The sequence below is a fragment of the Paenibacillus sp. T2-29 genome, from assembly GCF_052921365.1.
The window spans coordinates 218150-243161 of record NZ_JBREVE010000002.1 but is presented as its reverse complement, the minus strand read 5'-3'; the positions used below and the strand labels follow the sequence as shown (position 1 = coordinate 243161).

Genomic DNA, 25012 nt, shown 5'->3' with positions numbered 1-25012 from the left:
TGTTGAAATACTTTATTTAAGTATTACGGAAATAGTCACTTTTTGTTTATTCAACATTGAGTACGAATTTGTCGATAGCGTGCTTAACACCGTCTTCATTATTGCTGCGAGTAATGTAATCAGCCAGCTTTTTCAAATCAGGAATCGCATTCTCCATCGCTATGCCGAGACCAGCACATTCCAGCATTTCATGGTCATTCCACGAGTCGCCGATCGCAATGGTCTCCGACAGATCACAGCCAAAATGGTTTGCAAGGAAGGCAAGGGCGTGGCCTTTAGTGCCTTCATGATGCATAATTTCCAGGAAATGAGGTTTGGATTTTGTAATATGCACTTCACTGCCAAGCAATTCGCGAAGTTCGGGAATTAATTCGTCCAATACTTCTGGCTCGTCGATAATTAGCAATTTAGGAGCCGGTTGCTCTATAACTTTACTGAACACAGGCTCTACAAAATATTCTGTGTTGTTCAGCTCGGTGTAATCTTTAATTTTCTGATTATCTTCACGTGTATACAATTTGTCATCTATATACGTTTGTAAATGCAGATTGCGTTCCACGCAGAATTCAAACAGACGACGTGCAGCCACGAGTGGAACATAACGCTCATACAGCACGTTTTCGTCGAGCAGGTTTTTAACCAAAGCTCCTTGGTACGTAATAATCGGTACATTCAACCCCGTCTGGCGTGCAATTTTGTGCGCGGAGGCATAAGCTCGTCCAGTAGCGAGAGTAACCACCACACCTTTAGCTACAGCAGCTTCCAATGCCTGTTGTGTCGCTGGAGTAACTTCTTTCTGGTCATTAATGAGAGTATCATCAATATCAATGGCAATTAATTTATACATATCGGTATTCTCTCCTTTATCTCTATCATGGGGCAATATTAAAATTGTATCTTATAATATTCAAAATGACAATATCGCATTGAAAAAGGGACGACGCCCATAAGAGCCTGTCCCCTTATAACCACTGAAGTATTGGCTTGAAACCATGGAAAAAAGTAACGCTTAGTCTTCCAAAAATACAAGTCCAACAAAGTCGTCCAGCTCAATATTACCAAAGTAATGCTTCAAATCGAGAGTGGATAAGGCTTGACGGATCTCACCTTCATCATAACGCTTGCCGCGCAAGATATTTTCAATATCAGCAACGTCACCTACACCGAAGAAATCCCCGTAGATTTTAATATCACGGATGTAGCCTTCCTTCAAATCCATGCGGATATCTATAATACCGACCGGGAACTTACGTGTGTGCTTGATATTGCTCTCAGGGGATAGACCGTAGTTCCAATCCCACGACTGATAGCGTTCTTTGGAAATTTCATGGATTTTAGCCCAATCCTCATCGGTGAGCTTATATTGAGGCACCTGATCCAGTTCTGAGCCAAAGATGGACCGCAGCAGTTCCTCGCGAAATTGTTCTATGGTCATTTCACGGTCCATCAGTTCGCTGATGTTAGCCACGCGACTACGGACAGATTTTGTGCTTTTGGATTTGAATTTCTCGGGATTGGCGTGCAGCGATGCAGCCACATTGTCCAGATTCAAATTGAACATCAATGTACCATGGCTGAACATACGTCCACGTGTGGCAAATTGAGCGTTTCCTGAAATTTTACGTTCTCCGACTTGCAGATCGTTGCGTCCAGTCATTTCGGCTTCTACTCCCATTTGGCGGAGGGCGTCAATCACAGGTTGCGTAAATTTGAGGAAATTATGAAAGGACTCCCCGTTATCCTTGGTAATGAAACTGAAGTTTAAATTACCGAGATCATGATATACAGCCCCGCCGCCGGACAGGCGACGAACGACTTGAATATTGTTGTCTCTCACAAACTCAGCGTTGATTTCTTCAACGGTGTTTTGATGCTTGCCTATAATAATAGAAGGCTGATTAATGTAAAACAGCAGATAGCTGTCGTCCAGCGGTAGATGCTTGAGCGCGTATTCCTCAATAGCAAGATTAATAGCTGGATCGTGTATGCCCTGGTTGTCGATGAACAGCATGTCCATTCCTCCGTATATAAACTGTGTAATTTATGTGTGCCTCCCTCTATTGTAACCCAAGTGAGCCATGTACAAAAGCTCATTTGCATTGACGGGACGCAAAAAGCAGCCTCATAATGGATCTAAATGATTGGAAACGGCCGGAAAGGATGAGAGGCAATGATAGAGGTTTACGGTCATGGGGGGGACAGGGAGACGGCTGCCGCGACATTTGGTGGAGCTGCTGCGGATTTTGTGGATTTTAGTGCAAATATTAATCCGCTCGGTCCGCCACCGGAGGTGCTTGAGGCACTGCAAAGCTCATTGGACACGGTGATTCGCTATCCAGACCCTGGACACCGCCATTTTAAAAATATGCTGGCACGGCGGCTGCAGGTTCCACCCGAGTCGCTAAGCATCGGTAACGGCGCGGCTGAAAGCATGGCGCTCTTGCTATTAGGGCTGGCTCCCAAGCGTGTGGGTACAGTGGAGCCGTGTTTTTCGGAATATGCCGAGCTGGCTGGCAAATTCGGAGCCGAGATCCATCGGGTATACGGGAAGGCTTCGCTTCAATGGAAGGCAGACGTGGAGGACATCCTTCAGCTCATGGAGCAGGTAGATGTATTGTTCCTTGGGCAGCCGAATAATCCAAACGGTGTACAATATGGTGAGCAGGAGCTATATGAACTAGCAGAGGCGGCTGGCAGAACGGGTACTGTGCTGGTGGTGGATGAAGCCTTTATTGATTTTATCCCACTGGAACGGCAAATCTCATTATTGCCTGTGCTGGATCGCTATCCTCATGTGATTTTGCTCCGATCGATGACCAAATTTTATGCCATTCCTGGCTTACGATTGGGCTATGCGATTGCTCATCCGGACTATATCCGGCAAATGACGGCCAAACAGGTGACCTGGAGCGTTAATGGACTGGCGTTGCTGGCTGGAGAGGCGTGTTTGAGAAGTGGGCAAGCTTATGAGCGCCGCACACAGGAACTGATTGCTACGGAGCGCAGTCGCTTACTGACTGCCTTGGCGGAATGGGGCTGTGGTGTCGTTCCCGGCGAAGCCAATTACGTGCTAGCAAGGGCGCCGGGAACGTGGAGTGCATCGGCTATTCAGCAGGCGCTTGGACAACGCGGGATTCTTATACGTAGCTGTGCCATGTATCCTGGACTGTCAGCGAGCCATTTTCGAATTGCGGTTAAGGACGCCGAAGCCAACAATATGCTGCTGTCTGCACTGAGTGAAGTGCTGGAGGAGGAGCGGCGTGATAGTTAGTTTGGTTATCATGGCAGCCTATCTGCTGGACAGGCTAATCGGTGATCCGAGATGGTTGCCGCATCCAGTCATCGGGATGGGACATGCCATTTCAGCATTGGAAAAAGCGATTCGCCGTAAGGTCCGCAGTGACCGAGGACTGAAACGTGCGGGCATACTGCTTCCGTTTATTGTGGCTGGGGGTTCCTTTGTGCTTGCCTGGGGGCTGTTGCGTGTGCTTGCCTGGATTCACCCGTGGTTGTCTGTCGTCGTAGAAATTGTTCTGATTGCAACTACGATTGCTTCCAAAGGTCTAAAGGACGCAGGGATGGCAGTATACCGAGCGTTGCAGGCGAATGACCTGACTGCGGCACGTCGGGAGCTAGGCATGATTGTCGGAAGGGATACGCAGCAGCTTGACGAGCCCGAAATTGTGCGCGGTACCGTCGAAACGGTCGCTGAAAATATCGTGGACGCCATTATTTCCCCGCTTTTTTATGCCCTGATCGGGGGAGCACCCTTGGCACTGGCATATCGTGCCGTAAACACCCTCGATTCAATGGTTGGCTACAAAAATGAAAAGTACCTGCATTTAGGCTGGGCCTCGGCACGGCTGGATGATGTAGCTAACTACATTCCGGCTCGCATGACAGCAGTTATGCTAGTGATAGCGTCGTGGTTGTATCGGCTGGATGCTGCAAGAAGCTGGCGGACAATCAAGCGGGATGCCCGTCTGCATCCAAGCCCAAATAGCGGATTTCCCGAATCAGCGGTGGCAGGTGCCCTAGGGATTCGTCTCGGTGGCTATAATGTGTATCACGGCATACGCTCCTTTCGGGCATATATGGGCGAAGGGATACGACCGCTGGAGTCGAAGGATATCCGGCATACGATCCGGCTGATGTTCGCCGTATCCACTATGTTTGTAGGATTGTGTTTGATGGGAGCTGCAGGGTGTTTTGCCTTGGGATGGATGCAGTGAGGAGTGACACGATTTTGAAACAAGATACAGAAGGAAAAAGAGTGCGAGAAAGTGCACCAAGTCCGAACTCACAACAGGTTAGTAAGCCGAATGATGCTAAAGAAGATCTGCAGTGGGACATGGAGCTCGTGCTAGTTCGTCATGGCACGACCTTATGGAATAAGGAACGTCGATATCTGGGACATGCCGACTTGGGTTTGCTGTCGGGAGCAGAGCAGGAGTTAAAGACTTTACAGAAAAAATTGCAAGGACATTCCTTTGCTCGAATCTATTGCAGCGACTTGTTGCGATGTCGCCAGACCTTGCAGATCATTTTGCCGGAGTCAGCATTGACGTCTGAATGTTCCCTCTCTGCTATGCCTCCTATCATGGAACGACGTCTGCGAGAACTTCACTTTGGTGAGTGGGATGGAAAAACGTATGACATGCTTAAGGATGTGGCGTTGTATCGCGCTTGGATTGATGAGCCGCAACAATTCACCCCACCTGGAGGAGAGCCTTGGATTCATTTTGTGAATCGTCTGCGTGAATTCCTAGACTCTCTGTTTGCGTGGCGCATTGCTTTGGAGGTTCAGCCAATGGAGTCGAATGCTGCGCCGCCCTCTGTTTTGATTGTCACGCATGGTGGTGTAATTCGTCAGTTGGCTTGTATGCTTATGCCTGGCCATGATTTTTGGAGTCTGAATCCGAAGCCGGGAGAAGCATTTAGGATTCAGTTAAGGTTGATAGGACCGCACAATTGTATAGCAAGATTGCTTTCTCATTAGGTTAAACAAGGCGAATAAAGCGACTGTTTGGGTTGTAAGCTAACTCTTTTTAACCTATAATCATCAAGTAAAAGAACGGCTTGACTACCACTACATCAAATATCCAGCAGACGAGGTCGGCGCCATGTGAGGAACTTGCTTTCCTTTATTGCGTTGTTAAAAGGGAAGTCGGTGTGAGTCCGACGCGGTCCCGCCACTGTAAATGGAAACATGCTCATTAGCCCTGTTTTATGTGCCGCCAAGCATATGAAAGAATATCAGGACATGCATTTTCCATAAGTCAGGATACCTGCCCGTCCGCCTGTCACCATAATCCTTCGAGGAAAGGATGACGTGTTCGCAGTGACTGTCCATGCGGAAAGAAGCTGCCCGCCTGCGCACGATCTGTGCTAACGTGACCCCTGTGTCCTGATATGAGGATGCGGGGGTTTTTGATAGGAAAAGAAGGCTGGAATGAGAAAATATCGGATGAAGTTCAAGTAACGCTCTTAACGATTTATGTATGAAGGGGTGCAAATCATGGCAGGAAAAAAAATAAAGGTATGGACTACAGGTCTATTGGCGCTGATATTGGCAGTTGGGCTGAGTGCATGTGGCGCAAATGGAAAAAATGCAGAAAATAAAGAGGGCCAAGCTTCTTCACAGCAGCCGGGACAGACCGTAACCGCACAAGTGCCTCCGGGCAAAACGGTTTACCCGCTAACGCTTAAGGATGCAACAGGACAGGAATTTACATTTAAAAAAGCACCGGATAAGATCGTTTCCGTCTCCCCGGCAGAAACCGAGGCGCTGTTCGCTATCGGACTGGATAAGGAAATTGTTGGTGTATCCGACTACTCTGATTACCCGGAGGCAGCTACGAAAAAGCCTAAAATGGGCGGTATTATGAAACCGAACGAAGAGGCGATCATTGCTGCGAACCCGGAAGTTGTTTTTGCAGGGATTTCACTTAGTGAACAGGCTACGACTAAGCTGCGTGACATGGGAATTATGATTTTTAAAACAGAACCGAAAACAGTTGAAGATGTCATAGCTAACATCGAATTGTATGGGAAAATCACCGATCATCAGAAAGAAGCGAGAGCGGTGACTGACAAGATGAGAGCAGATGTAGCAGAAGTGAAAGAAGGAGTTAAAAATATCGGCAAAGGGCAGAAGCTGCGGGTATACGTCGAGTTTTCACCAGGCTGGACAGTGGGTAAAGGCGAGTTTATGGACGAGCTGATTACATTAGCAGGTGGTGAAAATGTAGGTGCTACGCAGAAGGGGTGGTACCAAATCAGTGAGGAAAATATTATAGCTGCAAACCCTGACGTGATTTTGTACAGCAAAAGTGTGAAGGACGACAAAACAGGCCAGACCCTCGGCGATATCATTAAAGCTCGTAGTGGATGGGATCAAATATCGGCTGTTCGTAACCATCGTGTATTTGCCGTGGATGATAATTTGATCAGTCGTCCGGGGCCACGCGTAACGGAAGGGCTCAAGGAAGTGGCTAAGGGCGTGTACCCTGAAATTTTCAAATGAACCGTAGACTGATCGGTTTTGGGGTGACAGGTCTTGTCTTGCTGCTGCTGACGCTGCTACTCTGTCTTGGCATCGGCTCGGTCAGTCTTCCGGTCAGCCAAATCACAGGTATTTTGATCAACCACCTACCGTGGTTAGGTGATACGTTTACACCGGATTGGAATACATCCTCAGAGCAGATCATTTTGAAGGTCAGATTGCCACGGGTGTTACTGGGAATGTTGGTTGGAGCAGCGCTGGCGCTGGCGGGAGCCGGATTTCAGGGTGTGTTGCGTAATCCCTTGGCTGATCCGTATACCCTTGGGGTATCCTCGGGAGCTTCGGTCGGAGCAGCAGTACTGATTTATTGGGGGCTTCAATTTTCATTTGTGGGTATATGGACGCTTCCGCTAGTTGCATTTATAACCGGCATGCTGACGCTGTGGATGGTGTTGACGTTGGCGCGTGAAGGTGGGAAAATTCCGACCCAAAGCCTCATTTTATCAGGTGTGGTGATGCAATTTTTTGGGGGAGCCATTGTTTCTTTTCTGGCAGCCATGTCGAAGGAAACAGTCAATGAAATATTGTACTGGACGATGGGAAGTCTCAGTCTGCGAGGTTGGTCATATACGGGAATTCTTTTACCTTACGTGATCGTTGGGCTGGTGTTTCTATGGAACCGGGCACGGGTGCTGAATATTCTGGCTTTGGGAGAACGTCAAGCGGCTCATATGGGGGTTCATGTAGATGCGACGAAGCTATCTGTCCTGATCATATCTACCTTGCTGACAGCTGCCGCTGTCTCGGTATGTGGAGTCATTGGCTTTGTTGGACTTGTTGTGCCTCATATCATTCGTCTGATGGCAGGTCCCGATTACCGGATGATTGTTCCGTTATCTGCACTGGGTGGAGCTATTTTTATGGCTTGGGCAGATACGGCGGCTCGCACGTTGTTGGCCCCAATGGAAATTCCTCTGGGCGTTATGACGGCCTTTGTTGGGGCACCATTCTTCGCGTATCTCCTGTACCGGAACAAGAAGCTACGCAGGGGGGATCTGTTGTGACCAAACAAAGTGAATTACAGAAGGTGTATGATCGGGCGCTAGAGGTAGCAGGCCTGACCCGTGCTTATGGAAAGTTCCATGTGTTGAAGAATATTAGCTGGAACGTAGACGAAGGAGCTTGGTGGGGGATCATTGGTCCGAATGGGAGTGGAAAATCGACGTTGCTGCATCTGCTTTCTGGCGTAGATCAGCCCACTTCTGGAAGTGTTCATATCTATGGTAAAAAGGTCGGTAGCTACAGCAGAAAAGAGCTTTCCCAACTTGTAGCCGTACTCCAGCAGGAGGGAATTCCTCCAGTGAGATACACCGTCAGAGAAGTTATAGAAATGGGACGGTTTCCTCATCAGGACTGGCTAGGCAGGGAAAAGGGAGTTGATGTGGAGGCGATTACGGATCGGGTCCTAGCGCGATTGAGTCTAACTTCACTGGCCGACAGAACATTGGACCGCTTGAGTGGGGGACAGCGACAGCGTGTAGCATTAGCAAAGGTGATGGTACAGGAGCCACAGGTATTGCTGCTGGACGAACCTACGACCTATCTGGATTTGCGCTATCAGCTTGAATTTATGGAGTTGCTGGCAGAATGGCGCCAAGAAACGGGCGTGACAATCATTGCTGTCCTGCATGATCTTAATTTGGCGGCACAGTTTTGCGATAATTTGCTTGTACTTAAGGATGGAATGGTTGAAGGATTGGGTACTTCATCGGATTTGCTAACAGAGGACCGGATTCGTCGTGTATATGGTGTTGAGCCTGTGATGCTTCCGCATCCCGATAGCGGTGTGCCGCAGCTCTTGCTGCGCAGAAGCGCTGCGTCTACAGCAGACCAATAGGAGAATGGGAACATACTAAAAAAAGAGCAGGGAGTGGAAGATATGAACGACAAGCTGCGTCAGCTGATCGATAGCATTGCCCAGCCGGATGGAGTGGCGGCTTCGGCAGCTTCAGCACATTTGGACCAATTAACGAAGCCACCTGGAAGTCTTGGAAAGCTGGAGAGTTTGGCCATCCAGTTAGCAGGAATTACTGGTGTGGACAAGCCTGAATTTGATCGTAAAACGGTGATGGTCATGGCTGCGGATCATGGTGTGTGTGAAGAGGGAGTTAGCGCCTTTCCAGCTGAGGTTACGCAGCAAATGCTGTATAACATGCTGTCAGGCGGCGCAGCAATTAATGTGCTGGCACGTCATGCGGGCGCTGATGTCCAGGTAGTAGATGTTGGCGTGAATGCGGATGTTTCTCACCCGGATTTGGTGAATCGTAAGGTGCGCATGGGCACTTCGAATATGGCTAAAGGGCCAGCCATGCTGCGTACGGAAGCGGAACAAGCAGTTTTGGCCGGAGCTGAAGCTGTAGCAGAAGCGGTTAAAGGTGGTACACGGCTATTCGTTACTGGAGAGCTGGGCATTGGAAATACGACAGCCAGTGCTGCTGTTGTATGTGCGCTCACCGGGCTTGAGCCGGAAGTTATCGTAGGCCGGGGGACGGGTGTAGATTCGGTGGGTCTTACCCGTAAAATAGCCGTTGTCTGCCGCGCATTGGATGTGAATCAGCCGGATGCCAATGACGCGCTGGACGTGCTGACCAAGGTTGGCGGTCTGGAGATTGCCGCCCTGGCAGGCGTCATCCTCGGCGCAGCCGCACATCGCTGTCCAGTGGTGCTGGACGGCTTTATTTCCGGCGCGGCTGCCCTTGCTGCACGCGCGCTTGCGCCTGCAAGCGCGGCGTACGTGCTTGCTTCGCACGCCTCGGACGAGCGCGGACATTCAGCGGTGCTTCGCCAGCTCAAGCTGGAGCCCATGCTCCATCTGGACATGCGGCTCGGGGAGGGCACGGGCGGTGCGCTGAGCTTGCACCTGATTGATGCGGCGTGCCGCATTATGCGCGAAATGGCGACCTTTGCCGATGCAGGCGTATCGGACGGTCAGGGAGCCGCGCAGCGATGAAGGCGCTCGTGACCGGCGGGGCACGCAGCGGAAAAAGCGGCTTTGCCGAGCGATTATGCATGGCGCGCGCGCCGCGCGCCTGCTACATTGCAACGGCCCAAGCCTATGACGTGGAGATGAAGGAGCGCATCGCTCTTCATCGGCTCCAGCGCGATTCTGCCGGGTATGACTGGCAGACGCTGGAGGAAGCGCAGGCGCTGCCGGAGCTGCTGCGTCAACTTGGCAACGCTCAAGCGTCGCAGCCTGCGTCTATGGTGCTGGTCGACTGCCTGACCCTGTGGCTGTCGAACGTACTGCTGGCCGCAGGCGAGGACGGTGAAACTGTCGCCAGAGCCGCCATGGATGAACTGGCAACAGCTGTGGAACAGTATCCGGGATCGCTTGTCATCGTAACCAATGAGGTCGGTGACGGTATTGTACCAGAATATCCGCTTGGAAGGCTGTATCGGGATTTGAGCGGGATTATGAATCAGCGGATTGCCCGTCTTTGTGATGAAGTTTTTTTAGTAACGGCGGGTATCCCCGTAGAACTTAAACAGTTGGAATATAAGCTATGAGCAGTGAACGTCAGGCTGTTGCTGCGGCTTTTCAATTTTTATCCCGTCTACCGGTCAAGGCGGAGCTGGATTTTTCCCCGGAGTTGCTGAAACGCAGTACAAGCTATTATCCGCTGGTTGGTTTGGTTATTGCCATTATCGTTTGGAGCTTTGCGGCGCTTACGGCTATGGTGCTGCCACCAGTGCCATGTGCGATTCTTACCCTTGCTGTCTGGGTGTGGTTGACGGGCGGACTGCATCTGGACGGGTGGATGGATGCGGCTGATGCCTTGTTTAGCTACAGGTCCCGTGAACGGATGCTGGAAATTATGAAGGATAGCCGTGTAGGAGCAATGGGTGTTATTGCTTGTGTGCTGCTACTCATGCTCAAGGCTTCTTTGTTGTATACCGTGCTGGTTGAGCGAAATGCGTCCGGCTTGCTGATACTTCCGATGGTTTGGAGCCGTTGGTTTATGGTACATGCGATGAGGCGCTGGCCTAAAGCCCGTAACGATGATGGGCTGGCGGCGCGTTTTGCTGATATGAACGGTAAACGTGTCGGACTGGCCGTATTCTGGGCAGTATTAGTGACGCTATGCGCTGCTGCAGGGCAATATATCTTTACAGGTTTAGCTACAGTAACAGAGGAAGCAGGGGGCCTATCGTTAGCAGGGGCATACTTACAGATGCATCTTTCGTATTCTGGGTCTTTTCCAATCTGGCTAGGATTTGCATTGCTTCCGCTTTTGGCCTACGGAGCTGGAACCTTTGTTGCAAACCGTATTAACCGTCGCCTTGGGGGACTTACGGGGGATATATACGGAGCTTTGAACGAATTGCTGGAGACGGTTTTGTTGCTGTTTATTGTCATTTTGTACGGGTTGTGACCCAATTTGAAATGAATTCGTTAAAGGGGAAGAGGCAATTGTCAACTTTCGAACCGTCCTGCACGAACCCGGCAGCTATATTGATGCTTCAAGGAACAGCGTCGGATGTGGGCAAAAGCGTAGTAACGACTGCGCTGTGCCGGATCTTTCTGCAGGACGGCTATCGTCCCGCACCGTTTAAGTCACAAAATATGGCGTTAAACTCTTATGTTACTGAGGACGGCAAGGAAATTGGACGTGCTCAGGGTGTGCAGGCCGAAGCCTGTGGTATTGAGGCGACGACCGATATGAATCCAATTCTGATTAAGCCGGTCAAGGACATGCACTCACAAATTGTTGTACACGGTGTACCTTATGCCTATATGAGCGCCTCTGATTACCGAAAGGATTTTTTGCCACAAGCCAAGCATACCGTTATGGATGCGCTGAATCGGCTGCGTGATACCTATGATATTGTGCTTATGGAAGGGGCGGGCAGCCCGGCAGAGATTAATTTAAAGGACCGCGATATTGTAAATATGAACCTTGCAGGCTGGGCGGATGCTCCAGTATTGCTGGTTTCGGATATCGACCGGGGCGGTGTCTTTGCCTCTCTGGTAGGGACTATCGAATTGCTGGAACCCCATGAAGTACAGCGTATCCGTGGATTTATCATTAACAAATTCAGAGGCGATTTGTCCCTGCTTCAACCGGGATTAGACTGGCTGGAAGAACGGACAGGTATTCCTGTAATCGGTGTATTGCCCTTTTTACCGGACATTCGTATTGAAGCAGAGGATTCGGTCGTACTGGACAAGAAGCCTAAGCGGTCAGCAAAAGATAAAGAATTAGATATTGCGGTGATACGATATCCGCGTATTTCCAATTTTACGGACACGGATGCTCTGGCTGCAGAGCCTGACGTGAGCGTACGTTATGTCACAGAGGCCGGACAATTGGGCGTACCGGACGCTATTATCTTACCGGGAACCAAAGACACCATCGGAGACCTGCTGGAATTGCGTGAAAGAGGGCTGGAGGAAGACATTCGAGAGGCTATGAAGACGGGACGCACGCAACTGGTTGGTATTTGTGGGGGCTATCAGATGCTGGGCACAGCGCTATTTGACCCCGATGCCGTCGAATCTGGGTTGCCGCAGCAGGCAGATGGATTAGGATGGCTAGCTCTATCCACGACCTTCTTAAAGGAAAAGCAAACCGTGCGTGTTCAAGGAACCCTGTCTAATCATTGCCCGCTTTTGCTAAGCGCTGCACCTGATTCAGGTTCTGCCGCCAAGCCAATCATTGAAGGTTATGAAATACATATGGGTGTTACGGAGTATGTCACGGAACCACATGTATCTATAGACAGGACTCCAGACTCAACGAATATGAAAACATTATTCCAGATTCAGCGTGGGGAAGGGGCCGCCTTTGAGGAAGGTTGGGGCACGATTGACGGTAAGGTATGGGGAACCTACTTGCATGGTGTGTTTGATAATGACCGTTTTCGCCGGTCCTGGTTGGATGGATTGCGACAAGCCAAGGGCTTGGCAGCTTTAGATAGCACTTTTACTGTACGTGAAGCCAAGGAACAAGAGTTTGACCGTGTCGCAGAGGTGGTACGCGCTCATTTAGATATGAAGCAAGTTTATCGCATTCTGGGGATGGATTCATAAACTTCTTCATGGAAGATCCTTTAAATTCGCTTTTAAAAAATAAAGAGGTATCTCTACAGTCATTTTTGTGACTGAGAGATACCTTTTTTAGCAGCTCAGCTTACTTAATTTTAAATTTTTGGACCGCCTTTTGCAGCTCAGTTGCTTGTTGGCTTAATTGACGAACAACCTCACTGTGGCTTTCCATTTCATTCAGTTGCTCGTCGGCATTTAAACCGATCTCCTGAATCATATGCTGTGCATTGGCAGCAATGAGAGCTGTTTCTTCCACGGAAGCAGATACTTCCTCCGAGCTGGCGGATACTTGCTCTGTTGCTGCGGATACGGTTTGAATCGTAGCGTTGATCTTTTGCATGAGCTCACTTAGCTGGTTAAAAGCGAAACTCGCCTGCTGAACCATTTCTGTTCCCGAGTGAATCTCACGGCTAACCTGGGTCACAGAGTCCACAGATTGCTGCGATACTTCCTGAATGGTAACCAAGTAGTCCGAAATTTCCTGTGTTGCTTCTTTGGATTGCTCTGCGAGCTTGCGAACTTCCCCGGCAACTACAGCGAAGCCCCGTCCATGCTCGCCCGCACGGGCAGCCTCAATGGAGGCATTCAGGGACAACATTTGAATCTGCTTTGTAATATCGAAAATTGCAGAAACGATGCTACCAATAGCTTCTGAGCGTTCATTCATACTATGTATGTATCGAAGCGACTCATCAGCGGCATGTCCTACCTGTGACATTTGAGCTACAGCTTTTTGAGCAAGCGTATTACCGTTAACCGTTTCTTTCGTCGCTTCACTGATTTGATCAGATACATCATTGGCAGAGGAAGCGATATGCTGAACACCTTGAGCAATCTCCTCCATAGCCTGCGCATTTTCAGCAGCAGCAGAAGCGATGCTGTTGCTGCCCTTGGCTACTTCTTCAGCGGCAGCTGTAGAGTCCTGCACTTTTACACTCATAGCCTCAGTCCGACGAAGCAGCTCGTCCGACCCTTTAACAACTGCACCTGATGTAGTAAGCACATGGCCAATCATTTCTTTCAAGTTATGAGACATAGATTGGAAGCTGCGGGCAAGTTGAGCGATTTCATTAACTCCATGAACCTTCGTGTCTTGTGAAAGATCACCTTGGGCAATTTTTTCGCTATGACGAACCAATTCGGCAATGGGCTGTACAACTTTACGTATGACAAGGGTAGAAATAACTCCGCCCAGTATAAGTGTTGTCAGTGTAATACCTATGCAAATCCATAGAATTTGTTGGGATTTTTCCTGTACGAATCCAACATCTTCGTTCACGCCAAGAATCAGATTACTGCCTGATATGGCAAAGAAGGCGGTTTTGTGTACTCCGTGCGAGTCGCTGTAAATGCCACTGATATTCATCTCGCCTTGTTTTGCTTCTTTAATATCCTCGACAGGAACGAGAGTATCCTTGACCTTATATGCTGATTTTACGTTTCGTGCGACAACTTCGGCCTTACCATCATCCTTCAGCACCGCAATATATGCCGATTCTAATTTGAGGGTGTCGACCTTGTCCTGAAGATAAGCTTCCATCTGCATAGCAGAGCCCGAATCAGAACCACTTCCTTGCCCAGCCTGAACAGCTAAGGAGATATTGAGATCCTGGTACACATTTTTTGCTCCAGTTTCTAGCAATTGATCTACTTGAGGCATGACACTGCTATTAATAATACTCATGGCTACTGCATAGAAACTGATGCTGAACAAAAGGGACGCAAAGAGTTGAATCAGCAAAAACATAATCCGCAATTTTGCGCCTAGGGAACGATTAAAAAGCTTCATGAAAATTCTCCTCTCACATGATGGTAATAAAACAGACGGATTGCCCTGCTTGATGTAGGCCGCTTGTCCAATGAGATACTAGACAGCCATGATCTACTTGTTTCCTTTCTTTGCTTGAAGAAAAGACTGAAAATGTTCGGATTCTATGTATATTTCAGCTGTATTCAAGGGACAAGAATGAGAAAGGGAAGTAATCCATGATTTACTAAAAAGTAGGTTAGACCTATTTTACATAATTAACAGACGGTTGAATAGTCATATTTGCCCAAAAACAAACAAAAAATATATAACTATGGTCTTAGGTGTTTAGATGTAAGTTTGATGTAAATTATCAGGAGTAAGAAATTAAAAGGCTTTACCTGTGCTTTTATAACTATTGTAAAAAAGAAGGAATATAAGTAGTATAAGGAATGCCACTTTTTACAAGCTTCTTCTAAGCTAGCTTTAATACGTTCGAATGTGGTCTTCAATATACATATAAAAGGGGTAAAGGCAGTTATGGATCGTGAATTACTTTCTAAGGAAATAAACTCGGAGGTAGAAGGAGAAGATAAACAGGAACCGACTAGAGACAAAGATAAAGCGAATAGAGGAGGGAATCCGTTCAGCCGCCTGTTTGATTTTATCTCAGGTGTATTCACTCCGTGCTTGCCATTGCTAATTGGTGGAGGAATCATTCAGGTGATTGCGCCTGTTTTATTGTTCTTAGATTTTTTTTCTGATACTCAAGTTTCCACTGTTTTAGGGTACATTGGTGGGGTCGTTTATTATTTTTTGCCCGTTATGATAGCGGTAAATGCGGCAAGAAAGCTTGGTAGCAATTTATTTATTGCGGCGGCAATTGCGGCCTGCTCATTTCATCCTGGCATTATAGAACTGCTGCAATCCAGCCTAAAAATGAACTCAGACGATTTACCCGTGGTGGAGCCACAGTATGTTGCTTCTTTTATACTGATCCTTATTGTTGTCTGGCTTGCATCAAAGATTGAAAAGGGATTGAGTAGGTTCGACCGCTATTCTATTCAACTATTGGTCGTTCCGACATTGACGCTTATCATTATTGTGCCTTTATTACTGTTTGTTTTTGGTCCGCTGTGGACGACCCTGGCTCATAACTTGTCAGATGGTCTTGCTTCACTGTTTGACGATGCGGAAGTATTTGCGGGTCTGCTGTTTGGCGGGACGATACCTGTGCTCCATTTTACGGGCATGCAATATATGATGTCGATGAACATAATAGAATCCATAGCTACGAATGGCTATGATTCTATTACTCCTGTTGTTGGGGCAGCAGTTATGGCTCAGGCAGGCGCGGCCTTTGGTGTATGTGTTAAATCCAAAAATGCCAAAGTCAAAACACTAGCTGCTTCCACAGGCATATTGGCTATGTTTGGAATCATTGAACCGGCATTATACGGCGTTAATGTGCGCTTCAAAAAACCGCTTATCGCGGGACTGGTCGGCGGGGCTGTTGGCGGGGCGTGTATGTGTCTGTTTGAAGTGAAATTGACTGCTTTTACAGCCTTATCTGGCTTGCTTAGCTTACCACTGTTTTCCGACGCTACATTTGTTTACGCCATTTTGAGCATGCTGATTTCGTTCGTTACGGCTGGCGTAATTACGTATTTTATGGGCTTTGTGGACGAGAAAGAGGAGCGATCAAAAATTGCATCCGCATCCCGCATCAGTGCTTCCTCCGATTTAAATGTGGAAAAGAGCTCTAACAATTAAGATGCAGCGACAGCACATAATTACATCATGAAAGTGTTTACAAAAAAATCTTGTCAGCTCAGTTGTTTATATGATACTATGATGACAGTTATTCAAAACTGCACAATCATGGATTGTTACTGAGCATATCGGGCAAAACCATAAACAGGCACTTTGTGTCAGTTTTGGTGTTGCCTTTTTTTTACTACTCCAAGCGGCTTAAGGTGATGGAATGAAGATAGCAAAGGTGCTGAATAATAACGTCGTAACGGTCATTGATGAACAGCAGAAAGAATTAGTCATTATGGGAAGAGGAATTGCTTTTAAAAAAAACACAGGCGATGAGATTGAAGAGGGGAAAATCGAGAAAATTTTCAAGCTTGAAAGTACCGAGGTTTCCCGTAAATTGATGACCCTGATGTCTGATATCCCTATTGAGTATGTTGAAATTTCTGATGAAATCATCCAATATGCCAAAACGATACTTGGTGTAGAGTTGCATGACAGCATCTATATTTCGCTGACAGATCATATCCATTTTGCCATAGAGCGTTATCGTTTGGGTATGGACATCAAGAATGCACTTTACTGGGAAATCAAACGAATGTACCGCAAAGAATTCGCGATTGGAACCAAAGCATTACACATGATTCAGGACAAGCTGGGGGTTACACTTCCAGATGATGAAGGGGCGTTTATTGCCTTACATTTGGTGAATGCACAGCTTAACAGTGAAATGCGTGAAACGATAACCCTGACTAATATCGTCAAGGATATCATAAACATTGTAAGTCGCTTTTTTGTAATGGAGCTGGATGAAGAGTCATTAAGCTATTACCGCTTTATTACACATCTCAAATTTTTTGCCCAACGGGTTATGAATGGAACTCCTGTACAAAATACAGATAATTCCCTTCATGATATGGTTAAGGTACAATATAAGGACGCTTATGCTTGTGCGGAAAAAATAAGAGATTATACGACTAAGATCTATGGTCGAAGCTTGTCCCAGGATGAGATGCTGTATCTCACCATTCATATCGAACGCATCATTAAAAATCAATGATTTTATAGATGATCAGGGATTTAGGATTGCTACTTCTAAACCAGAAGGCAAAACCTGAATGCTGAAAGAAGATTGGCTTTTATAAAGCTGTCTGCTTTCTGTATTCAGGTTTTTTTTATTCCTAATTTTCACACTTTATACCTTAAAATGAAAAGAGGAACACCCCATGGATCGAAATCAATTATCCAAAGAGATACTTACATTGGTCGGTGGAGAAGAAAATGTAGAGCAGGTCATTCACTGTATGACGCGCTTGCGTTTCAATCTTCATGATGACAAGAAAGCTCAAAAAGAGCAGTTGCAAAAAACGGATGGTGTCATGGGAGTCATGGAGAGTGGCGGCCAGTTTCAGGTGATTATCGGTAATGATGTAGCTAATGTATATAAATCGTTGGTGAGCAACATGTCCAAGGCACCGCAAAGTGAAACAGGCGCAAGCACTGCATCCAAGAAAAAACAAAACCCGATCAGCCAACTGTTCGACTTTATTGCGGGTATGTTTACACCTATTTTGCCGGCGATCACCGGTGCAGGTATGATCAAAGGGATCATTGCCCTATTGGTAGCTATGCACTGGATGTCTGACAAGAGTCAAACCTATACGATTTTAGCGGCAATAGGTGATGGTGCGTTCTACTTCCTGCCTATTATTCTGGCTGTCAGTGCTGCTAGAAAACTCGGCAGTAATATGTTTATTGGTGCGGCGATTGGTGCTTCTATTTTACATCCAGACATTACAGCATTACTGGCTTCGAATGTGAAGGTTAGCTTTATTGGCCTTCCGGTGACAGCGGCCACGTATTCCTCGACCGTTATTCCAATTGTTATCGCGATCTGGCTGGCGTCCTATGTTGAAAAATTCATTGATAAGTATACTCATGCATCACTGAAGTTGCTTGTTGTCCCAACACTGACTTTATTGATTATTGTACCTTTGACTTTGGTTGCTGTAGGGCCGCTCGGCTCTATTATTGGTAACGGCCTGTCTGGTGGTATCTCTTGGTTGTTTGAAAATACAGGTGCACTTGCAGGTCTGCTGCTAGGCGGTACCTTCTCCCTGATCATTATGACTGGTATGCACTACGCGTTGGTTCCGATTATGATCGGATCGATTGCAACGCTGGGTTATGACTACATGATTCCAATTATGGGAGCAGCTAACTTGGCTCAGGCTGGTGCTACACTCGGCGTATTCTTGAAATCCAAAAATGCCAAAGTCAAAACAGTGGCCTTCTCCACGAGCTTGACAGCTATTATGGGTGTAACCGAGCCTGCAATGTATGGGGTTAATATGCGGTTTAAAAAACCGTTTACGGCAGCGTTGATCGGCGGAGCTGTCGGCGGGGGCTTCATGAGTTTGTTTGGCACAAAAGCGTACGTCGTTGGGGGACTCGTTGGTTTGCCTGGTCTGGCTATGTTTATTGGACCGACTTTCTTGTATGCAATTCTTGGTCTCATTATTGCATTTGTGGTTGCTACGATTGTTACCTATGTGATCGGTTTTACAGATGAAAAGAACGAAGAGGCACTACAAACAGCAGATGCTGCCGGAGACATTTCTACTGAGGAAGTAGCACAATCTGCGGTGAGCTCACTTCCGAAAGGCGAGACAATCCCGGTATTCAGCCCAATTATGGGTGAAGTTAAACCGCTCAGTAAAGTTAATGATCCTGCATTTTCTCAAGAAATTATGGGTAGAGGATGGGCTATTGAACCCTCCGAAGGTCGGGTTGTTTCCCCAGTTGACGGCACAGTGTTCTCTATTTCCAAAAGCGGACATGCTGTAGGCTTGGTGAGTGATTCAGGACTTGAAATGCTCATTCACGTAGGGATGGACACCGTTAAACTAAAAGGACTTCATTTTACGCCTCATCTTAAAGCAGGAGATCGCGTGAAGGTAGGCGATCTTATACTGGAGTTTGACCTGGTGGAAATCCGCAAGGCTGGTTACGAAACGATTACGCCTGTTATTGTTACGAATGTAGACCAGTTTAGCGAGTTGGAGCTCGCTGGAAATCAGCATAAAGTGGTTAAGGAACAAGAACTGCTATACACAGTGATCGTCTAACCGTTGAAAAAATCTATGCATAAGCTGAATACAAATCGTTGTGTTCAGAATAACAAACAGCAAGCCTTCATTTTAAGAAGGCTTGCTGTTTGGCGTTTACATAAAGTCTAAAGCTGAAGCATCTTTATTATTTTTATTTCAATAAAACCTACAAAAATAGTTGGCTTTGTGATATAGTAATCTTCGGATTGAAGGGTCGCTTTTTTATAAAACATCTTACGTTTAAGTTTGGAGGAAATGATATATGGATACCTTCTTTATTATTTTGAATGTCATCGTGCTGCTTGCACTGCTCGGCGTATTGGTCTGGATGCAGAAAAAGCGCATCTCTTTTACAAAAAGAGTATTTACCGGACTCGGCTTCGGACTGATCTACGGGGCTATTCTTCAGTACGCTTATGGGGCCGGCTCAGAGGTCATTACCAAATCGGTCGATTGGTTCAACCTTGCAGGTAATGGTTATGTCCGTTTGCTGCAAATGGTTGTTATTCCACTGATCATGGTGTCGATTATTTCGGCTATAATGAACTTGAAGGGAAGACAGAACCTTGGCAAAATAAGCGTGTCCATTATTGCAGTACTACTGATTACAACGGCGATTGCTGCTTCTGTAAGTATTGTAACCAGCCTGTCTTTTGATCTAAAAGCAATCGAGATTCAAAGTGGTGAAAAGGAGCAAGCGCAAGGCCTGAAGATGGAAGAACGACTGGGAACAGTCCAGGATATGACTATTCCGCAGCAGGTGTTGGAATTTATTCCTTCGAACCCTTTTGAAGATATGACAGGGGCACGCCGTACATCGACGTTGGCGGTGGTTATTTTCTCAGCCTTTATCGGGGTGGCAGTACTCGGATTGGATCGTAAAAAACCAGAGCAGGCGCAAACCTTCCGCAAAGTGATCGACGCAGTGTACGCTGTAGTGATGCGGATTGTAACGCTGGTGCTGAGATTGACGCCTTACGGTATTTTAGCACTGATCACGAAAGTTGTAGCTACGACAAATCCGGATGAAATCTTGAAGCTGATCAAGTTTGTACTCGCTTCTTATGTGGCTTTATTGGTCATGTTCGTTATTCATCTTATTTTGCTGGCCTTGTTCGGCTATAATCCAGTGACATATGTGAAAAAGGTATTGCCTACACTGGTTTTTGCTTTTACGTCTCGTTCCAGTGCAGCGACTATTCCATTAAATGTTGAAACACAAACGAAAAAGCTTGGTGTTTCCGACGGCATCGCGAATCTGTCCGCAACCCTGGGAGCAACCATTGGGCAAAACGGCTGTGCGGGTATTTATCCGGCCATGCTGGCGGTCATGATTGCTCCAACAGTGGGCATAGATCCTACAAGCTGGGATTTTATCCTCACGCTTATTCTGGTTGTTACGGTCAGCTCGTTCGGCGTGGCAGGTGTAGGCGGGGGTGCTACTTTCGCTTCCCTGATCGTGCTCTCTACCCTGAACCTTCCCGTGGCCTTGGCAGGATTGCTCATTTCGGTTGAACCGTTAATTGATATGGGCCGTACCGCGTTGAATGTTAATGATTCTATTACCGCAGGCCTTATCTCTGGCAAAGTACTCAAGGAGAACGATCAAGACGTGTTCAACAACCATGGCACGGATCTGGATGTAGCGGCACACTCTTAAGTAAAAGATAGACGAATGGTGTACACTGCAGTCTCATATCGCATTTATAGCATATGTATACGTGCAATGAGCACCCCAATATAAAGAGCCGACCTTAGGGTCGGCTCTTTATATTGGGCTTATGACCGTGTAAATTATAGCTGTTCACAAATCCTAATCTATGATACATTAAAATAATGTTTTTCCGGCTTGTTCGGATGAACCGCGGTTCGCAACCATCCCGCGCTATCAAAACTAGGAGGATTTCATGTTTAATCTGTTATGGGGGGCAGCATTTGTCCTCGTCAATTTTATGTTCTTTTTGTTATGTTATCGGTTGTTTGGTAAAAAGGGGCTGTACGCCTGGATTGGCGTTGCTACTGTATTAGCCAACATTCAGGTAACCAAAACCATTGATCTGCTCGGCATTACCACGACATTGGGAAATACAATGTATGTTTCTATGTATATGGCCAGCGACTTACTAAATGAAAAATATGGGCCTAAAGAGGCGCGAAAAGCTGTGTGGTTCGGCTTTTTCACTCTGATTATGACGACGATCACGATGCAGATGGTGCTGTTATTTGAGCCTACTGCAACGGATTTTGCCCAGACACCGATGCAACAGCTCTTCGGATTGTTGCCAAGGCTTGCGCTTGCCAGCTTGACAGCCTATGCGGTCAGTCAATTGCTGGACGTGCGTCTATATGCCTGGATTCGTAAGTTTTTCCCGGAGCGTCATCAGCTCTGGATTCGCGGCAATGGCAGCACGATGATCAGCTCGTTTATAGACACCCTCATTTTCTGTAGTATTGCCTTTTACGGCTATGCGTGGGGGATATGGATCGAATTGCTGTTCACCACTTACATCTTAAAATTTGTACTGACTGCGGCGGGCACACCGATTTTGTACATCGCACGCAATTTCCGTTTGATAGAAGAGGAGGGGCAAACCCTCAAGCCATGATTTGGCTTGGGGTTGCCCCTCTTTTTTTACCCCAGCACGGTCAGTTCCTTCGGAAATGAGGTCAGCACTTCAACACCCTCAGAGGTGACCAGAACGTCATCTTCAATCCGCACGCCCCCAAGACCTGGAACGTAGATGCCGGGTTCGATCGTGAACACAAACCCTTCATGAAGCAGATCGTTATTGCCTCCGTGTACAGATGGATATTCATGAACACTCATACCAAGACCATGTCCAACCCGATGGTTAAAAGCAGGGCCATATCCAGCGGCTTCAACAACGGCTCGAGCTGCCTGGTCTACGGATGCGCAGGAAACTCCCGGGCGAATGGCAGCAATTCCGGCTTCGTTTGAGCGGAGAACCGTATTATATATCGTTTCCAGCTCAGTCGACAGCTTGCCAAAGGCAAAAGTGCGTGTAATATCCGAAGCATAACCGTCGGAATATACGCCCATATCAAACATGAGTAGATCGCCGTGTTGCAGCTTGCGGGTCCCCGGAACACCATGAGGCAAGGCCGTTTTGAGTCCAGACAACACTGTCGTGTCAAAGGATGGACCATCTGCACCGAGTTTTTTCATCTGGTATTCAATTTCGGCTACCAGCTCGACTTCTGTCACCCCTTCGCGAACATGGGTTAGGCCGTGACGAAGAGCATCTTCCACCAAACGAGCTGCATGTTTCAAACGTTGTACTTCCTCAGGAGTTTTTCTCACGCGCATTTCTTGAAGAACCGGACCCAGGTCCACATATTGATCAGCGCCAATGGCAGTATGTAGTTGTTCGTAACGGAGGACGGAGACGTGTTCCTTTTCTAGTGCGAATGCTTTCACTCCGGTACCTGTGCGTTGGCGTAACAGATCATATGGATTGTCCGTATCGGTGTGGGTGGATATACGCGTCACCGAAGAAGCAGCTTGAGCGGCTTCTGCATCCAGGGCTGGTACAATCAGTTCAGGTTCTTGGTCACGAAGCAGCACGAGCCCTAGAAACCGCTCATTTGGATCACTGGCAAAGCCCGTCAGGTAGTAAATATGTTTGGGATCGGTCACAAGCAGGCCATCCCAAGCTTGTGACTTCAGTTCATCATACAATCTGGTAATTTTATCATTCATAGAGTCTCATTCCTTTCTGTCCATTTATTCATTATAGCTCTTATTACATCATAATTTATATCTTTATATAGCTTATTCTCTTGACTGACTTAATGCTTGCAGACGTGCCTGTACATTCTGATCATAGTAACCACCATGGTAGCAGAGTACCTTATCCACATCCAATACAGTCAGTTTATCGAGACTCTTCAGAGCCAACGGCATATCCGGCGTAGCTGACTCAGCGGGACCGACTAGCTCACCTTCGACTACACGCAGTTCATCTGCTGCCAACAGCAGCTTCTGTGCAGGCACATACAAGCTGATATGTCCGGGCGTGTGACCGGGTGTATGAATAATCTGTATGCCTCCACCATAAGGCAGATGTTCACCGTCCTCAAGAATATGAGCAAAGCGCAAATCTGGCAGGTGGCGAATCATATCCTCTGCTTGTTGCTTGAGTGCAGGCTCCATCAGATTGATGCGTTCCGGCGTCAGCTTTATAAATGGTCGTTCTCCTGTCATATATGGAATGTCATCCTTATGGGCCAGCAGGGCAGTGTTCGGTAGCAAGTCAAGCAGTGCTTGAACATTTCCGATATGGTCAATATCCTGATGCGTTATAATAATTCTTTTCAGACGGCTTATATCCTCACCCACATCTGAAATAGCCTTGCGCAGAGGCTCCAATTGGCCGAGCATGCCCGAGTCTATCAATGTAAGTCCATCCTCGTCCTTGAGCAGTACAGGATGAATGATCGAATTACCAAAATAAGGTCCCATAGACACTTCCAAAATCAAAATTTGAGTTCCAATATTCATATTAAGCTGTTTCGGATTCCTTTGTCTCCGAAGCATACCTCCCGTCTCATGTCGTTAAATCGGTTAATGTAGCGTTGGCTTATGTTCAAGCTCTATTATAAGACCCTTTGGGGTTAATCCGCAAAACAACTCGATATAGCTGTTCGGGCGCTTGTCCTGTACAATAAATAAATCACCACAATAGGGGGGCAGCTACGATAATGAATAACGACCAATCTTTTTCCATTGAAATTGCATGCAGGGAGGATCTTCCCGATATTGTGGATATATATAATTCTACGATTGCCGGACGAATGGTCACAGCAGATCTGGAGCCGGTGACAGTAGAGAGCCGTATTCCATGGTTTGAGGCTCATGAGGAAAACCACCGCCCTTTGTGGGTACTAAGACAAAAGGGGACAATTGCTGGATGGGCCAGTCTTCAGTCCTTTTATGGCCGTCCAGCTTATAATGGTACAGCAGAAATTAGCATTTATGTCCATGAGGATTCTCGTGGAACCGGCAGTGGAAGCCGTCTGGTACAGCACTTGCTAAATGATTGTCCTAGACTAGGAATTACAACATTGTTGGGGTTTGTGTTTGGTCATAATGAACCGAGTATTGCGCTGCTGCGAAAGTTTGGTTTTGAGCAGTGGGGGTACTATCCACGTGTTGCCGTGCTGGACAGCATAGAGCGAGATCTGGCTATATTGGGTAAGCGAGTAGATTAATATTGAGCTACAGAAAAAGGCTGCCTCCAACATCGTCTCATACACTGTCAGTGTAGCGATTTTAGAGGCAGCCTTTTTTTACTTTGTTATTTCTCCGTTTTTAACGCTGAGGTTTAAAACGTATGTTGTGAAAGATTTGGTTAAGCACCTCAGAGATTACCAAACCGACTGCTATTGCTCCTGCGATCATCAGTGTGCTCATGGCCAGCTCCAGTGCCTGAGGATAATGTTGTTGTACGAACTGGCGCATGGCATTATAAGCCATTCCTCCTGGCACCAGGGGAATCATGCCTGCCACGCTGAAAATAATCACAGGCATTTTGTACAGTCTAGCAAAACCTTGACTGACGATGCCGATGAGGATCGTGGCTAAAAGGCTGGCGCTCACAGGTCCCATGCTATCCGTGGTTGAATAATAGACAAGCCAGCCCAGCATACCGACAAAACCACATTGCAGCAGCGAGCGTCGGGGGGCGTGGAACAGTATGCCGAAAGCAGCGGTGGCAATAAAGCTTGTGAATAATTGTGCAAGCATAAGCTTGAATCTCCTCCAA

22 protein-coding genes and 1 riboswitch are annotated in these 25012 nt (G+C 47.2%); of the genes, 16 read left to right on the top strand and 6 right to left on the bottom strand.

Features of this window, described 5'->3' with window-relative positions; all coding sequences use genetic code 11:
* Positions 1-46 precede the first annotated feature (46 nt).
* The gene (locus ACU1JV_RS06830; RefSeq protein ID WP_064963974.1) at positions 47-847 is read right to left on the bottom strand and encodes a Cof-type HAD-IIB family hydrolase; all 801 of its coding nucleotides are present in this window, start codon (positions 845-847) and stop codon (positions 47-49) included.
* A gap of 162 nt (positions 848-1009) precedes the next feature.
* Positions 1010-2011 carry a lipoate--protein ligase gene (locus ACU1JV_RS06825; protein WP_413985776.1) on the bottom strand — a complete coding sequence of 334 codons (1002 nt, stop codon included), beginning with the start codon at positions 2009-2011 and terminating at the stop codon, positions 1010-1012.
* A gap of 159 nt (positions 2012-2170) precedes the next feature.
* Here ACU1JV_RS06825 and cobD point away from each other — a divergent pair, with 159 nt between their 5' ends.
* The 10 genes from cobD to ACU1JV_RS06775 all read left to right on the top strand — a co-directional run bounded on the left by cobD (position 2171) and on the right by ACU1JV_RS06775 (position 12596).
* On the top strand, positions 2171-3271 hold the full coding sequence (cobD, locus tag ACU1JV_RS06820; protein ID WP_165081345.1) for a threonine-phosphate decarboxylase CobD: 1101 nt from the start codon (positions 2171-2173) through the stop codon (positions 3269-3271).
* Positions 3261-4232 carry an adenosylcobinamide-phosphate synthase CbiB gene (cbiB, locus tag ACU1JV_RS06815; protein ID WP_413985777.1) on the top strand — a complete coding sequence of 324 codons (972 nt, stop codon included), beginning with the start codon at positions 3261-3263 and terminating at the stop codon, positions 4230-4232. Before cobD ends, cbiB begins: the two co-directional genes overlap by 11 nt.
* Positions 4233-4246: 14 nt before the next feature.
* On the top strand, positions 4247-4999 hold the full coding sequence (locus ACU1JV_RS06810) for a histidine phosphatase family protein (RefSeq protein WP_413985778.1): 753 nt from the start codon (positions 4247-4249) through the stop codon (positions 4997-4999).
* 96 nt (positions 5000-5095) lie between these two features.
* Positions 5096-5310, top strand: a riboswitch (cobalamin riboswitch).
* Positions 5311-5518: 208 nt separating this feature from the next.
* A complete protein-coding gene (locus tag ACU1JV_RS06805; RefSeq protein ID WP_040101844.1) occupies positions 5519-6526 on the top strand; it encodes an ABC transporter substrate-binding protein in 1008 nt (335 codons plus the stop codon).
* Complete coding sequence (locus tag ACU1JV_RS06800) at positions 6523-7569, top strand: FecCD family ABC transporter permease (RefSeq protein WP_025677807.1); 1047 nt, start codon at positions 6523-6525, stop codon at positions 7567-7569. Before ACU1JV_RS06805 ends, ACU1JV_RS06800 begins: the two co-directional genes overlap by 4 nt.
* Entirely contained in the window at positions 7566-8402 is an 837-nt protein-coding gene (locus ACU1JV_RS06795; protein ID WP_413985779.1) for an ABC transporter ATP-binding protein, read from the top strand. Before ACU1JV_RS06800 ends, ACU1JV_RS06795 begins: the two co-directional genes overlap by 4 nt.
* 42 nt (positions 8403-8444) lie before the next feature.
* Positions 8445-9515: a nicotinate-nucleotide--dimethylbenzimidazole phosphoribosyltransferase gene (gene cobT / locus ACU1JV_RS06790; protein ID WP_413985780.1), complete on the top strand. Its 1071-nt coding sequence runs from the start codon at positions 8445-8447 to the stop codon at positions 9513-9515.
* Entirely contained in the window at positions 9512-10072 is a 561-nt protein-coding gene (gene cobU, locus ACU1JV_RS06785) for a bifunctional adenosylcobinamide kinase/adenosylcobinamide-phosphate guanylyltransferase (protein ID WP_413985781.1), read from the top strand. Before cobT ends, cobU begins: the two co-directional genes overlap by 4 nt.
* The gene (cobS, locus tag ACU1JV_RS06780; protein ID WP_137078105.1) at positions 10069-10938 is read left to right on the top strand and encodes an adenosylcobinamide-GDP ribazoletransferase; all 870 of its coding nucleotides are present in this window, start codon (positions 10069-10071) and stop codon (positions 10936-10938) included. Before cobU ends, cobS begins: the two co-directional genes overlap by 4 nt.
* Positions 10939-10976: 38 nt before the next feature.
* Positions 10977-12596: a cobyric acid synthase gene (locus ACU1JV_RS06775; RefSeq protein WP_413985782.1), complete on the top strand. Its 1620-nt coding sequence runs from the start codon at positions 10977-10979 to the stop codon at positions 12594-12596.
* Positions 12597-12696: 100 nt separating this feature from the next.
* Here ACU1JV_RS06775 and ACU1JV_RS06770 read toward each other — a convergent pair whose 3' ends face one another.
* Positions 12697-14400 carry a methyl-accepting chemotaxis protein gene (locus ACU1JV_RS06770; protein WP_413985783.1) on the bottom strand — a complete coding sequence of 568 codons (1704 nt, stop codon included), beginning with the start codon at positions 14398-14400 and terminating at the stop codon, positions 12697-12699.
* A gap of 498 nt (positions 14401-14898) precedes the next feature.
* On the opposite strand from ACU1JV_RS06770, the gene ACU1JV_RS06765 reads away from it, so the two are divergent.
* The 5 genes from ACU1JV_RS06765 (at position 14899) to ACU1JV_RS06745 (ending at position 21832) form a co-directional block, all read left to right on the top strand.
* The gene (locus ACU1JV_RS06765; RefSeq protein WP_413985784.1) at positions 14899-16131 is read left to right on the top strand and encodes a PTS transporter subunit EIIC; all 1233 of its coding nucleotides are present in this window, start codon (positions 14899-14901) and stop codon (positions 16129-16131) included.
* A 211-nt stretch (positions 16132-16342) separates the two neighbouring features.
* A complete protein-coding gene (licT, locus tag ACU1JV_RS06760) occupies positions 16343-17176 on the top strand; it encodes a BglG family transcription antiterminator LicT (protein WP_013369998.1) in 834 nt (277 codons plus the stop codon).
* A 166-nt stretch (positions 17177-17342) separates the two neighbouring features.
* Entirely contained in the window at positions 17343-19244 is a 1902-nt protein-coding gene (locus ACU1JV_RS06755; protein WP_413985785.1) for a beta-glucoside-specific PTS transporter subunit IIABC, read from the top strand.
* A gap of 244 nt (positions 19245-19488) precedes the next feature.
* The gene (locus tag ACU1JV_RS06750; protein WP_013370000.1) at positions 19489-20886 is read left to right on the top strand and encodes an L-cystine transporter; all 1398 of its coding nucleotides are present in this window, start codon (positions 19489-19491) and stop codon (positions 20884-20886) included.
* A gap of 247 nt (positions 20887-21133) precedes the next feature.
* A complete protein-coding gene (locus ACU1JV_RS06745) occupies positions 21134-21832 on the top strand; it encodes a queuosine precursor transporter (protein WP_016820648.1) in 699 nt (232 codons plus the stop codon).
* A gap of 26 nt (positions 21833-21858) precedes the next feature.
* Here the strand turns inward: ACU1JV_RS06745 and ACU1JV_RS06740 are convergent, their stop codons facing one another.
* Together ACU1JV_RS06740 and ACU1JV_RS06735 are read right to left on the bottom strand one after the other, a co-directional pair.
* Positions 21859-22947, bottom strand: coding sequence for a M24 family metallopeptidase (locus tag ACU1JV_RS06740; RefSeq protein ID WP_413985786.1), 1089 nt, complete (start codon positions 22945-22947; stop codon positions 21859-21861).
* Between the two features lie 72 nt (positions 22948-23019).
* On the bottom strand, positions 23020-23784 hold the full coding sequence (locus tag ACU1JV_RS06735) for an MBL fold metallo-hydrolase (RefSeq protein ID WP_413985787.1): 765 nt from the start codon (positions 23782-23784) through the stop codon (positions 23020-23022).
* 164 nt (positions 23785-23948) lie between these two features.
* Between ACU1JV_RS06735 and ACU1JV_RS06730 the strand changes: the two genes are divergently transcribed.
* Positions 23949-24458: an N-acetyltransferase family protein gene (locus tag ACU1JV_RS06730; protein WP_446724533.1), complete on the top strand. Its 510-nt coding sequence runs from the start codon at positions 23949-23951 to the stop codon at positions 24456-24458.
* A gap of 100 nt (positions 24459-24558) precedes the next feature.
* Here ACU1JV_RS06730 and ACU1JV_RS06725 read toward each other — a convergent pair whose 3' ends face one another.
* A complete protein-coding gene (locus tag ACU1JV_RS06725) occupies positions 24559-24993 on the bottom strand; it encodes a threonine/serine exporter family protein (protein ID WP_013370005.1) in 435 nt (144 codons plus the stop codon).
* Positions 24994-25012: the final 19 nt, after the last annotated feature.

Coding starts and splice junctions, on each gene's coding strand:
- ACU1JV_RS06830 (WP_064963974.1), bottom strand. CDS start 847: ATGTATAAATTAATTGCCATTGATATTGATGATACTCTCATTAATGAC.
- ACU1JV_RS06805 (WP_040101844.1), top strand. CDS start 5,519: ATGGCAGGAAAAAAAATAAAGGTATGGACTACAGGTCTATTGGCGCTG.
- cobS (WP_137078105.1), top strand. CDS start 10,069: ATGAGCAGTGAACGTCAGGCTGTTGCTGCGGCTTTTCAATTTTTATCC.
- cobT (WP_413985780.1), top strand. CDS start 8,445: ATGAACGACAAGCTGCGTCAGCTGATCGATAGCATTGCCCAGCCGGAT.
- ACU1JV_RS06750 (WP_013370000.1), top strand. CDS start 19,489: ATGGATACCTTCTTTATTATTTTGAATGTCATCGTGCTGCTTGCACTG.
- ACU1JV_RS06745 (WP_016820648.1), top strand. CDS start 21,134: ATGTTTAATCTGTTATGGGGGGCAGCATTTGTCCTCGTCAATTTTATG.
- ACU1JV_RS06740 (WP_413985786.1), bottom strand. CDS start 22,947: ATGAATGATAAAATTACCAGATTGTATGATGAACTGAAGTCACAAGCT.
- ACU1JV_RS06825 (WP_413985776.1), bottom strand. CDS start 2,011: ATGCTGTTCATCGACAACCAGGGCATACACGATCCAGCTATTAATCTT.
- ACU1JV_RS06735 (WP_413985787.1), bottom strand. CDS start 23,784: ATGCTTCGGAGACAAAGGAATCCGAAACAGCTTAATATGAATATTGGA.
- licT (WP_013369998.1), top strand. CDS start 16,343: ATGAAGATAGCAAAGGTGCTGAATAATAACGTCGTAACGGTCATTGAT.
- ACU1JV_RS06730 (WP_446724533.1), top strand. CDS start 23,949: ATGAATAACGACCAATCTTTTTCCATTGAAATTGCATGCAGGGAGGAT.
- ACU1JV_RS06765 (WP_413985784.1), top strand. CDS start 14,899: ATGGATCGTGAATTACTTTCTAAGGAAATAAACTCGGAGGTAGAAGGA.
- cobD (WP_165081345.1), top strand. CDS start 2,171: ATGATAGAGGTTTACGGTCATGGGGGGGACAGGGAGACGGCTGCCGCG.
- ACU1JV_RS06770 (WP_413985783.1), bottom strand. CDS start 14,400: ATGAAGCTTTTTAATCGTTCCCTAGGCGCAAAATTGCGGATTATGTTT.
- ACU1JV_RS06800 (WP_025677807.1), top strand. CDS start 6,523: ATGAACCGTAGACTGATCGGTTTTGGGGTGACAGGTCTTGTCTTGCTG.
- ACU1JV_RS06725 (WP_013370005.1), bottom strand. CDS start 24,993: ATGCTTGCACAATTATTCACAAGCTTTATTGCCACCGCTGCTTTCGGC.
- ACU1JV_RS06755 (WP_413985785.1), top strand. CDS start 17,343: ATGGATCGAAATCAATTATCCAAAGAGATACTTACATTGGTCGGTGGA.
- cobU (WP_413985781.1), top strand. CDS start 9,512: ATGAAGGCGCTCGTGACCGGCGGGGCACGCAGCGGAAAAAGCGGCTTT.